Here is a 12,153-nt window from a genome sequence, read left to right on the forward strand (position 1 = left end):
TGACTATATCGAGATGTTCTACAATCCAAAGCGGCGGCACAGCTTCAGCAATGACCTGTCGCCGGTCGAGTATGAGAAGCAGTATTTTCAGCGGCTGTCGAGTGTCTAGAAAACTCGTGGCGATTCATCGACTATAGCGTGGGAAGCCATGTTTTTTACAAAAAAGGATGCTCACGTTGACGATCGCGCAGCTATCCTGGCCTGACTTACATTAACCGGCCTCCATAAAAGCCGGGGCGGTTCAGACTGCCATGAGGCGATCGCTTTCGGCGCAGTGTATGCGAGGATCCCGCTCCACAAGAACGCCAAATTCTGGAAGACGAATCGCTGCGGTGCGGATGCCTGCAACGTCATCCTGCACACGATGCGCAGGCTGGACTGGGCGATCCGAAAAAAATGGAGTGGCTACCACTGCCGCAGCCTTGTTGAAGTGAAGATGTGATGTTTCAAACTGCTGGGCGAACGTGTCATGGCACGTTACTTGGACAGTCCACGAAAGCGGTAGGAAGGTACCCGATCAAGGCTTTCAACCGACCGTCGCCGGCAAGCTGCCGATCAGCTTGCACCCGCATTCCGTCGTGCATCCCTCGACCGCAACGGGCACCCCGTCGACTGTAAGTGTGTCGTGGGCGGTAATGATTTTGTTTACACCGTGCGGTTTGCCACCGGGGTAGGGCTGCGGACAGTCAACTTTGTCACCCAGTCGGGCTATCGCTCTTCCCCCAATGTCGTGGTTGGGCGAACCACTAATCACTGTACCGCCATGATCGGTTTTGTCTCCGACTGTAATGATCTTTAATGACATTTGGCTCTCCAGTGGAATCGGTGACGTTAGGAGATCGGTGGGCCGTCCGGCTAATTGCGGTCGTTAGGCTAAGGGCGCCTCGAATAACTCGATTTTCGCGCTGCCACGTCAACCGCTCGGGCGCTGAACGTCCCAGCGCCGATGCGGCAATGAGCGCAATGAGTTTGCAGGGGCGTCCGAACTGGCGGCCGCAGGCCGCCAGCTTCGCGGTTAGAACGGCTCCAAGCCGCGCTCCTTCAGGAAAACGAGGGGCTTGAGGTTATAGCTGGCTGCCTTCAACTGCAAGACGAACGTGGTACGCACGATGCCCAAACAGCGCACCAGCTTGCCTCCCATTTGGGCCAGCGCTCCGAAAACATGCTCGACGCGGGCACGGGGTGTGGCGATCGCGCGATTACGTCGTTTCTGCGTTTCTGAAATGCCTTTGGTTGCATGGCCCCGGCGCTGGATGTGGACGCGCCAGCCGGCTTGCTTCAACCTCGCTTCCCGATCAATGCTGGGATAGCCTCGGTCGGCATAGATATCGCGGCTGGTATTGGCCGGATCGAGCAACTCCTCGAAGACCATGGTATCGGCCACGGCAGCGTGCGTGACGGCTATTTTGCGGATCAGCTTGTAGCGCTTGTCGACACTGGCGTGCAGTTTGTAGCCAAAGTGGTTCTTGCCATGCTTTTTGGTCCACTTGGCATCGACGTCCTTTTGCGCACGCTTGTGCGCCTTCCAGCCCAATGGCATCGTGCCTTCTTTGACCTTCTCGGCTTCCTCACGCTTGTTGCGCTGGACCGGAGCGTGCACGAGCGAAGCGTCGACAATCTGGCCGCAACGGGCCAGATACCCTTGCGACAGCAGTTGCTGCTGGACTTGCTCGAATACCTGATTGCCTACGCCGGCCTGGGCCAGGCGGTCACGGAACAGCCAGATTGTTTTCGCATCCGGAATGCTACTGCTGTCGGTCAGATCCAAGAAGCGCAGGAAGCTGCGGCGGTCCAGCAACTGATACTCCAGCGCGTCATCGGCCAGGTTGTAGAGCTGCTGCAGTACAAGAATCTTGATCATCAAAACCGTCGGATACGGCGGTCTGCCACCTTTGGCGCGCGATGGACGCGGGGCGGCTGTATCGACCCGTGCGGCCAGCGCGTCGAAATCCACGTGCTCGGCCAAGCCGACCAACGGATCGCCTATCTTTGACCGGCGATCTTCGCGCTCTTGCTCGGCAAACAGGCTGATTCGGGGCTTCATCATCACGCTACTCTTGGACTTGGTTTGGTGACAGAATTCTACCGAGCTACTGGCAGGTCAGCAGAGGTTTTTCGAGGTGACCTAAATGCCATGTTAGGCCGTTTTATTTGAAAACACACCCTTCAAAGGACATATATTGTGCCCCTGAGGAGAATGCCAAATCACAAACGGCCTTGAATTTGGCGCCAGCTTGCAAAGCGTTTAGCTTATTTTCCTGAGTCTCATCGGCAGCGGTGAGCCTCGCTAATTCCTGCGAGTTAGCGTGTGCGCCGACTTTTAAAATAGAATTGCCACTAAGCGATTGCTTAACATCAAGTGCCATACCTGAAATTAGAACCTTTTTCGTTGTCTCCATAAGATCTAGGGATGAGTATCCTTATTTTTCAAAACGTCCATAAAGTTTATTTAAATCAATAGCTTGGGGTGCCGACTCAGCCATTGTCATAGATCTGCAAACATAAGGGTTGCAGCTACAATGATTTTTTTGAACTGCACTATGATCTCCTTGAGGTTCCAAGGGAAAAAGCTTCAGCGAATCTCAGGCGCACTGAGCAGTCCAATGTAAAGTAGACCTCAATCTTGATTTCAAAAAATGGCGCATGAGGCGTAACCACGCTTTGTTAGATTCCTATCGCTGGCGGTATAGTTATCAAGTTTTACCTGTTCATAAACCCGTTAAACGAATATTTCGGGCGCCAATCGTTTGCCCGTGCTGGTTGCAAAAAACTGATGTTTATCACGAACCTTGATGTCGAGCAATCTCATCGAGGCTTCATAAAAATGTCTGCTTGGAAGGAACGTGGTTCATAGCTCACGTTAACTTGTCCCCACTTAAAGCGCCATGTTCGTGTCGCGGTTCTTCTATTGTCGGGAGGAGCTCCGACCTGCTTTTTAACGAGATCTGATAGCAGGCGATATTCGTCCATCATTAAATTTTCACTTACGTCATCCCACCCTTTCATAGGACTATCTAACCAGTGTAATCGCAGCCACTCAATCTTTCTCTCTCGCAAACTGATGACAACACCAAATCTCATGCAATTTGCCTCAGCTTCGAGGTAGTAGTAAGGCTCGCCTCTGTCGGTCTCCCGCTTCTCAATTAAGTCTTCTTCGGCGAGAGCCTTTAAATCATTATCGCACGCAGCGAGAATATTTCTCTCGCCTATATTAATTCGTCCTTCAATGAAATTAATCATGGGCTTGTTATCTCTCATAATTGGGCCTTTTTCCATACTCATACGGTTTTTTGCGATCATAGGCGCGCAATTGGCTGCAGTAGGTGCGGCTCCATGCGATAGGGAGCGGCGCATCCAGGACGAAGTCCGTGTGGATGAAGGTTTCGACGCCAGTAACGAAGCTGAGCGGGTGTGCTGCCCATCACAACCTTTCTGTCGAGCTGCCTCACCGAGGTACCATATAGATGTCCGCCTGATAGGCGCGTGGCTCATAGCTTACTTCAACTCGCCCCCAATTGAAGCGCCAGGTACGCTGTCTATTTTTTTTATGATCAGGTGGACTCCCGATCACTTTTTCTACGAAATTCGATAGCAAACGATACTCGTCTTTCATCGCTTTTTCACTTACGTCATCCCATCCCTTTACAGGACTGTCTAACCAGCTCAATCGTAGCCATTCTACCCTTTTCTCTCGCAACCTGATAAAAATCCCAAACCTCATGCCGTCAGCTGCAGCTTCGACGTAGTAGTAAGGCCTGCCTCCACCAGTTTCTCTCTTCTCAATTACAAATTTCTCAGCGAGAGCTTTTAATTCTTCGTCAGAGGCAGCGAGGATATTTTTATCGCCGATATTTATTTGTCCTTTGGCGAAATTAATCATGGGCTTGTCAACTCCATAATTGGGCCTTTTTCCATGCTCATGCGATCTTTTGCGGTGATGTAATATTGCGTTCCGCCACCTGATCCGTATTGATCATTGGCTAGCGCGTAAGCTTTTCCGACGCAAAGATCTTCTTTCAGTGTGAATGCCTGTACCTTTTGCCTTGCGCCGAACTTGAATTGATCAGAATTTCCAGCATGCCCTACTTGTGTCGCTTCATGATATGCACTAACTGATTTCTTTGATGAAGCAAGAGTAGACGCATCAGCAAAGAACCCGCCTGGCTTGGTCCCATAAGGATACAGTGTATAGACAGTGGTCCCTTTCGGTAGGGTAACATTTGACCAACGGTCCTTATTAGGGTAAGCACGAGAACTTTGAAATCCTGCTGCCCCACGCGAAGGATTTCTCGTATTTCCACATGGCGTACCACTACATATAGGACAAGCTGCTTTCTTGCGCCTGTTGCGCAGACCCAACGGGTCAATCCAACCCGTCGGATTAGGCGCGTACTGATAGGCATTCATCCCGCCGAGCAGACCAATAGGATCTGCCGTTATGTAACGTGCGCCGTCCGGATCGTAGTACCGATGCCGGTTGTAATGCAGCCCCGTTTCTTCATCAAGGTACTGCCCCTGGAACCGGATCGGATTCCGTATCCCCGCCTTGCGTGCCGCCGCGCTGATCGCCTCCTTCGCTTGCCCCCACGCCTTGTACTGCGCCGACCACGCAACCTGGCCCTCGCAATCCGTCAGTTCTTGCGGCGTGCCCAAATGATCGCATTGATAGAAGGCGATCTCATCCTTACCGAACGGCTCGGCTTCCTGCTCGTACTCGCCGTTCCATAGCGGATCGAGCGCAATGTCGTACTTGCCGCCGTTGCCCGCCATCAGCGCTTTTACATCGGTGGTGGGCGCCAGTCGAAGCGCCCGGTTTCGGGTGGCTTGCACCAGCGGCACGAAGCTGTCGCGCTCGTACACGTAGTGCACCGTCCGTTCGCCCGCCGCATGGCCCCGGTGCACGCTACTTTCCAGCGCCAGCGTGTCGCCGTCCCAGCCGTACATGGTCCGGGCCGTCTCCCGGAGGGCAGTGCCTTCCATCGCCTGGCTGTGCTTGGCGATGCGCCGCCCCAGCGGATCGTAGGCAAAGGTAGTGACGCCACGCCAAGTCGTGGCGCGGGTCATCCGGTTGAACGCATCCCATGCATACTCGGACCGCTCGCCGTTCTGCACGCGTTCGACGAGGTTGCCGCGGTCATCGTAGCGGTACTTGGTACCGGCATATTCCTTGAGCAGGTTGTCCAGCAGCTTAGGCAGCTTAGGCGGCGGGTCGCGCCGGGTCATGGGTTCCTGCTGCACGCTATCGGCTGCCTGGATGTTGCCGGCCGGATCGAAGGCGAAGGTTTCATGACCCAACGCGCTGTTTGCCGCCAGTAGTCGTCCGATCGGATCGTAGCGGTAGTCGACGCGGCCGCGCCGGTTGTCTTCAAGGTTGATCAGCTGGCCGGCCGGGTCGTAGCGGTAGCGCCGCACGATCGCTGCTTGCATGCCGCCCTGGTCCTTCTGGCCGGCCTGCGCGATGGCGCCGAGCTGCTGCTCGATCAGGCGCCCAAGCGGGTCGTACTTCATGGTTTGCAGCAGGCCGTTAGCCTGGGTGCGGCCGGTTTCCTGGTACAGCGCGTCGCGTTCGAAGGAGACGAGGTCTTGCCCGTCGAGCAGCAGGCCGTGCACGTGGCCGGCGCCGTAGGTCAGCCAGTCGAGGCGGTGGCCGTCGGGGCGGACGGTAGCGCTACGTTCGTTGAGTTCGTCGTAGTAGTGGTGCCAGACCGCAGTGCCCCTGTCGGGATGGAACGGCCCCTGGTAGTGCTGGTGCTCGCGCACCAGGTTGCCGGCGGCGTCGTAGAACCATTGCAGCCGGGCGTGTTCGTTCTTCGCTTCCGCCAGCTGGCCGTTGGCGTTGTAAGCGAAGGTTTCGACCTGCTCCGCCTGGCCGGGGGCTGCGGCCCGGCGTTGCACGAGCCGGCCCATGGGATCGAAGTCGAGCCGGGTGGTTACGCCGGCTTCGATAGTTTCCGCCAGCACACCGCTGGCTTCGTCGTAGCGGTACTCGGTGGCCTTGCCGTCGAAGCCCTGCTCCTGCAGCAGGCGGCCGACCGGGTCGTACTGGAAGCGGTAGACGCTGCCGTTTTCGTTTTCCAGGGTGGACAGGCGGCCGAGTGCATCCCACCGGTAGTGCAGGCTGTGCCCGAGCGCGTCGGTGCGCTTCGCGATCATCCCGGCCGAGGTATAGCGGTAGGCGGTGGTGCGCTCGAGTGCGTCGGTGTGCGCCAGCAGCCGGCCTTCGGCATCATGGCGGAACTGCTCCTGGCTGCCGTCGGGGTGGATGACGGCTTCCAGCTGGCCGGGATGATTGCCGCTATCGGTGCCTTCGCTGTTTGCTTGCGTCAGCGTTGCAGCGTTGAGCGGGGTGTAGCGGTAGCGGGTGACGTTGCCGGCGGCGTCGATGCGCTTGACCAGGCGCTTGCGCTCGTCGTATTCCCACTGGCTGCTGTGTCCGGAACAGTCGGTATAGCTGGCGAGTTGGCCGTCCGGAGTGTAGGCGAGTTTCTTGGTGCCGCCCTTGGCGTCGGTGATTTCAACCGGCCGGCCGGCTTTGTCGTACGCATATTGGGTTTTGTTGCCGAGAGGGTCTGTTTCCTCGACCAGATGGCCTTGGGCATTGTAGTCGCGATTCCAGGTGCCGCCTTCGCCGTCGCGGATGCCGGTGACGCGGTGCTGGCCGTCATACTCGAAGTGGACCTGGCTGCCATCGACGCGGGTGTGCGTGAGCAGGTTGCCGTGGTCGTCGTAACGGTAATGCTCGCTGCTGCCGTCGGTATGGATGTGACGGACGACATTCTTGGCGTCGTCGCGGAAAAGCCATTCCTCGCGCCCGTCCGGATACACGATGCGGTAGGTGTAGCCGGCGATGTCGAAGTAGTAGCGGGTCTCGTGGCCAAGCGCATCAAGGACGTAGGTCAGGCGGATGTTCTTGTCCCACTCGAGCCGGGTGTCGTAGCTGCCGTCGTCGGCCCACTCGCGGATCGCCTTGGCGTGGGCGCCGCTGTCGATGCTGGTATCGTAGGCGAGGTTCATACCGCGCCCGGTGCGGTCGGTGTAGCGGGTGACGAGGTGACGGTCGTACTGGTAGTGCCAAGCGGCGCCGTTTTCGTCCTGGGCGCGGACCAGGTCGCCGTGCTCATCGTGGTCATAGGCGGCAAGCTGGCGCAGCAGCTTGCCATCCTTGATTTCCCAGATCGCCAGGATGCGGCCACTATTGGCGTCGATCTGGGTGCCGGCGTGGGCCAGGATGGTCTCGCCCTGCTTGCTGATGATGTCGCTGAGCACCGCTTCGCCGGCGTAGGGGCCAGTGGCGACGACGTGGTCGTAGCGCAGGCCGAGGGCGGCGCCGTCGCGGGCATGCAGTGCGATCAGCCGAAAATGCTCCTTGCCCAGGTCGGCTGCCTTGGCGCGCACGGTGTCGACCAACTCGTAGGTTTCGCGCCAAGGGCTGGGTTCGTCCTCCGGCAGCGGCTTGCCGAAGTCGAGCGTAAGCAGGGTGGCGCTCATGCGGGTGAGCGTGATCTGTTCGACCGGGTCGTGGTGCGACTGGCCAGTGCCGAGCCACGGATAGTGGTGACTGCGGCCGTCGGCGGCGTGGTAGACCAGGCCCGCCGGCTTGCCCTGGCCGACGACGTCGATGCGGGTGCTGTACGGGGTGAGCCAGCGCGGTCCGAGATTGCCGCGGTCATAGGCGGTCAGCTGGCTGCGGTAGGCGCGGCTCCATTCGATGGGGAGCGGCGCATCCAGAACGAAGTCAAGGTGGGTGAAGGTTTCGGCGCCGGTGGCAAAGCTGATCGAGTGCGCGGTGCCGCCTTTTGCGGGGCACAGCTTGCAGGCATTGGGGTCGCCCGTGGCCGGGTGCTGCCGGCCGGTGGCGCCCAGCTCGTGGCCGGGGTTGTTCTTCTTGTGGTCCGCGCCCTTGCTTGATGGGACCATCGCCGGATACCGCTTCTTGTGCTTGGTGACCGCGTCACGCAGCCGCATCAGTATCCACCGGATGCTCATCTGCGCCTTTTCATCGGCCAAGGCGGCGAGTTTGCTGCGAAACGCCCCCTTGAAGTCGGTCAGGTGACCGATGATGCCCGTCAGGCCCGCTATCGCGCTCTGTGGCAGCTGGCTGGCTGCCGCGGCGGCAGCATAGTTCGCGGCCTTCTTGTACTGCCGGGCAAGGGCGCCAAGCATGCGGCGCCAGCTGCTTTCCACTTTTGGGTCGTGCAGCTTTGCCTCAACTTCGGCCGGGGATGCCACCGCGAACAGCGGTTCCTTGCCGATGCAGCGATTGAGGATCTTGATCAGGTCGTCGGCAATGCCGTCGGCAGTATTGGCGCAATCGTCGAGGATGCCCGCCGGCTTGCCCATCGCGCCGTCGATAAAGGTTTCGATCTCGCCGGCCAGCCTGGCGTTGAGGTGCACGATCAGCACCTCGATCAGCGCGGGGCCGAGATCCTTGACGCCCAGCGCCAGCTTTTGCCGGACCAGGTGCAGCGCCGGCCGCAGGCTCATGCGCGCCGCGCTCATCGCCGGCGGCACCGGGACCACGCCGATCAGGTTGATGCCCAGGCTCACCCATTGCAGGAAATCGATTTCCTTCTTATTGATGTACTTCTGGATTACCTCCACCATGTCCATGATGGCGTCGATCAGCGCCATGATGTTGCCGATCACCGGAAGGCTGCCGGCCACGGTACTCAGGCGCTCCAGCGTGACGTAGTCGTAGCTAATCTTGCGCAGCCATTTGTCGAAGGCGGCGGCGCCGGCGCCGATGTCTCGCTTGTCTATTGTGTTGAGCGGGGCGACTGCGACTTCCGGCGCGCGTTCGGCGGGCTTGGACGGGGCTTGCGTGGGTTCGGTCATGGTGGCTTTTTATCTTTTTATATGACGGATTTTTTCGGGATCGAGAGCGGAACTTCCACGCCGATGCGCGGTAGCGATCCGGGCAAACCGAAGGTGGACGCGACGGCGGCGGCAGGCTTGCCGGTACTGAATGCGCCGTAGGTATCCAGGACCGTCGCGCCGCCCGGGAGCTTGCCCGCGACATTGGCCATGGCCGCCTGCCCTACCGGCGCCAGCAATGCTTGCGCGCCGCCTTTTGGCAGCGACTGCACCGCGCTGGCCGCTTGCTGCGCGGCTTGCGCAATCGCGCCGAACTTGCCGGCTGCGCCGTTGAGACTGCTTGCCGCAGTTTTGGCGCCGGCAAGCAGTCCGGGGTTCTGCCTCCTCGGTGCCGGCGCTGTCCGATCAGAGGCTGCCGCGGCATTGGCGCCAGTTTCGGGCGGCGCCACGGTCGGCCATTCGGTTGCCTGTCCGAAGTAACTGTCTTCATCCCACGGGTCGCGCGGGTCCTTGCCGTAGCTGACCGTGGCCATTCCCATCGGCAGGCCGGCCACGCTGGCAAAGCCGTTGCCATCAAGCCTCCCTTGATGGACGCCACCTTCGGCGTCGACGACGGTGTATTCGCCTTGCCGGATCCCTTGCTTCTTGCTGCCTTCCGAATTCACATACTGGTGGTACAGATCAAGCTGTCCCGGCGCCAGCTGCACGGGCTGCGGCAAGCTCGGCGTGCCTTCGCTCTTGCCGGGGACGAAGCTATGATGCGCCGCGTGTTGGACCCAGTTGCCGTTGGTGCCATGGACGATCCCGGATGCGTTCCAGCGGCTGAAGCTGGTGCCGCCGTTGATCACCACCTCTTCCTTTGCCGTGATCGTGATCCGGTTGGCGGTATGGGTGATGTTGAGCTTAGCCAGGATGTTGACGCTGTCCTTCAAGGCGGTGATGTCGATGTCGGCGCTGGCCGCCACCAGCTTCATGCCGGCCTTGTAGGCGAACATGCGCACCGCTTCCTTTACACTGACGAGCAGGCTCTTGCCCGCGCTCAGGCTGGCATGGCCGCCGCTGGTCAGGGCGGTGTGCTCCACGCTCATCAGGTGGGTGGAACCCTGCGTGCTGGTTTCGATGCCGGCGGGGCTGGCTAGAAGCAGATGGGGAGCCTGGAATTCCGGGAATTCGCCTTGCGCAGGTAGGCCCCCTTGGCCTTTGAGGGCATCGACCTGCGCCTTCAGCGCGGTAGCGACTTGGTCCTGGTCGCCCGGCTGGTGCGCGTGCGCCTGTTGGGCGACCTGCGACAGGCTGTCGTGCAACTCCTGGCCCTGCGCCATGCGCGCCAGCGTCTCCGCCATGTCGGTGATATGGGCGCGAGCGTTCGGCCGTCCTTCAGTGCTGAGCAGCAGGCCCTGCTGCGCGCGCACCGCACCAATGCCGTCGGTGCGCAGCTCGAAGCCTTGGCCGCGCGCGTCCTTACGGCCGGCATTGTCTTCGATGCGGTTGATATGGCCGAGGCTGAGCTGGCTGGCGAGATGGTCACTTTTCAGCTGTGCCTGGATCTGTTCCTTCGTGTCGTCCAGGATGAGGTGGTTGCCACGCCCACTCGCTTCGCCTGCCTGCAGCTCGCGGCTGCGCAGACCGCTCAAGGCCTGCTGCTCAGGCAACCGCCACGGCGGCATGTGGGTGTGGTTGTACAGCGCCCCAAGAATCAGTGGATGGTCGATGTTCCCGTTGACGAAGACCACGCCCACTTCCTCGCCCACCCGCGGGAGGCGGATATGCCCGAACTCGACGCCAGCGCCCGGCGACATCACACGCACCCAGGCCGAGCTGTTCTCGTCGCGCTTGCCCAGCCGGTCCCAGTGGAATTGGATCTTGACCCGCCCGTAGCCATCGGTATGAATCTCGGTGCCGGCCGGGCCAACCACGATGGCGGTCTGGATGCCGTGATAGACGCAGGGCTGGCTGTTGTAGTGGCGACCTGGGCGCCACTGGATGTCCTTGCGCACGCAGCGGAAAGTGTTTTCGTAATGCGATGGCGCGCCTGGCCCGGCCTGGTAGTTGTTGCTGGCCTCGTGGTCGACGGAGAGGATCAGGTAGTCGCGGTCGCGGATGCTGGGCTGGGCCGGCTCGCCGTGCTTGGGAACGCGCAGCTCGGCGCTGAAGTGGCCGCCGAGCTTGAAGCACCGCCCCGGCTGGGCGGTGCGGTCGTTGCCGCGCGCTTCGAAGGCTTGCGTGTTCGCGTCGTACTCCCCCATGCGCTGCTGTGCGAGCTGCTCGCCCTCGTCATGGGTGCGGAAACCGTACGCGCCCGTGTTCTCATAGATTTCGTAAGGGTAGACGTCACCCTGCTTGTTGAGCGACTCGGCAGTCGAGCGCTGCGCGACCGGGTTCTTGTAGTCGAAGCTGGCCAGGGTCGTCTGGCCGGAGCCGAGCCGGCGCACGGCACCCCATTCGCGGATGCCGTCGTCTTCGAGCGAGCCGGCCTGGTCACGGAATGGGATCTCGCCAGAGTCGTCGATCCCGGTCGGATCGATGGACTGGGCGAGCGTGCTCCGGTCGCTGAGAAAGAGCGTGTGCCCGTCGGCCCGGTGCTCGTAGTAATAGTGCAGTCCGATCTCCTCCCACCGCCGGTGCAGATGGTTGTAGTCGGTCTCGTCATACTGGTTGGCGCAGGTCAGCCGTGGATACTCGCCAACGATGACCGGATTCCAGTCGTTCTGACGGTAATGGGCAAAGGTGAGCTCGGTAATTTCGATGACGCTCTTGCCGAGGAACGAACGGTTGTCCTTGCGCAGCTTCGCGAATGCCAGCCAGGGTTCGAGCACCATATGGTAGAACGCGAAGCCACCATCGGTGCGAAGAAAACGGAATTCAGTGATGTAGCCGTTGAAATAGCGCAGCGATCCGTCCTCGCGCACGAGCGAGATCGTGACCATCCTGGCCATCATCGCCTTCAGGGGAATCTGCGCGTCGTCCGACAGGAGTTCGACCTCGAAGCGGAAGCACTGCGAGACTTCCTCGTGCGCATTGAGTCGATTCGGCAGGAGGATGCGATCCGGACCGTCGTTGCGGGGGAAGTCCAGGCGCATCAGGCGGTCGTGCTGCGCATCGTGACCGAACGCCGACAGCGCAGCTCCCACCGCAATCGCTTGGCTTCCGTCCATGTGTCGCCTCCGATGGTGTAATGCTGTCAAATTTCCATCGGCTAAGGTAACCAAGCGCTCTCAGACGGCCTTGATAATAAGCAAGAGACGGGCTCTGCTGTTGCCATGACAGGTAGCGACAGGGCGAACAACTTTCATTGTACGTACTGATTTTGCTCAGCTTGATTGATCGCAATGTGAACTG

At 59.8% G+C, this 12,153-nt stretch carries 9 protein-coding genes and 1 pseudogene; 2 read left to right on the top strand and 8 right to left on the bottom strand.

The genetic code is table 11. From position 1 onward, the window contains the following. The coding region (locus QZ749_RS08455; protein WP_296944544.1) for an IS3 family transposase at positions 1 to 109 on the top strand (109 nt) is incomplete at its 5' end. Between the two features lie 135 nt (positions 110 to 244). Then, positions 245 to 439, top strand: a pseudogene (locus tag QZ749_RS08460) (IS5/IS1182 family transposase); the annotation flags it as partial. Between the two features lie 87 nt (positions 440 to 526). Here the strand turns inward: QZ749_RS08460 and QZ749_RS08465 are convergent. From QZ749_RS08465 to QZ749_RS08495, 8 genes are all read right to left on the bottom strand, one after another. Further along, positions 527 to 805 carry a PAAR domain-containing protein gene (locus QZ749_RS08465; RefSeq protein ID WP_296945496.1) on the bottom strand — a complete coding sequence of 93 codons (279 nt, stop codon included), beginning with the start codon at positions 803 to 805 and terminating at the stop codon, positions 527 to 529. 210 nt (positions 806 to 1,015) lie between these two features. Further along, complete coding sequence (locus QZ749_RS08470; RefSeq protein WP_296945588.1) at positions 1,016 to 2,044, bottom strand: IS5 family transposase; 1,029 nt, start codon at positions 2,042 to 2,044, stop codon at positions 1,016 to 1,018. 103 nt (positions 2,045 to 2,147) lie between these two features. After that, positions 2,148 to 2,399 carry a hypothetical protein gene (locus tag QZ749_RS08475; protein WP_296945497.1) on the bottom strand — a complete coding sequence of 84 codons (252 nt, stop codon included), beginning with the start codon at positions 2,397 to 2,399 and terminating at the stop codon, positions 2,148 to 2,150. Positions 2,400 to 2,805: 406 nt separating this feature from the next. Continuing rightward, positions 2,806 to 3,300 (bottom strand): hypothetical protein, encoded by a 495-nt coding sequence (locus QZ749_RS08480; RefSeq protein ID WP_296945498.1) that lies wholly within the window; start codon positions 3,298 to 3,300, stop codon positions 2,806 to 2,808. Then, positions 3,248 to 3,376, bottom strand: coding sequence for a DUF6531 domain-containing protein (locus tag QZ749_RS25640; protein ID WP_373896804.1), 129 nt, complete (start codon positions 3,374 to 3,376; stop codon positions 3,248 to 3,250). Before QZ749_RS25640 ends, QZ749_RS08480 begins: the two co-directional genes overlap by 53 nt. A gap of 69 nt (positions 3,377 to 3,445) precedes the next feature. Next, complete coding sequence (locus QZ749_RS08485) at positions 3,446 to 3,880, bottom strand: hypothetical protein (protein WP_296945499.1); 435 nt, start codon at positions 3,878 to 3,880, stop codon at positions 3,446 to 3,448. Next, the gene (locus QZ749_RS08490) at positions 3,877 to 8,835 is read right to left on the bottom strand and encodes an RHS repeat-associated core domain-containing protein (RefSeq protein ID WP_296945500.1); all 4,959 of its coding nucleotides are present in this window, start codon (positions 8,833 to 8,835) and stop codon (positions 3,877 to 3,879) included. Before QZ749_RS08490 ends, QZ749_RS08485 begins: the two co-directional genes overlap by 4 nt. A 17-nt stretch (positions 8,836 to 8,852) precedes the next feature. Beyond that, complete coding sequence (locus tag QZ749_RS08495) at positions 8,853 to 11,969, bottom strand: type VI secretion system Vgr family protein (RefSeq protein WP_296945502.1); 3,117 nt, start codon at positions 11,967 to 11,969, stop codon at positions 8,853 to 8,855. Positions 11,970 to 12,153: the final 184 nt, after the last annotated feature.

Origin of the sequence: uncultured Massilia sp., from assembly GCF_913773735.1 — a bacterium.
Classification (GTDB): Bacteria; Pseudomonadota; Gammaproteobacteria; order Burkholderiales; family Burkholderiaceae_D; genus Telluria.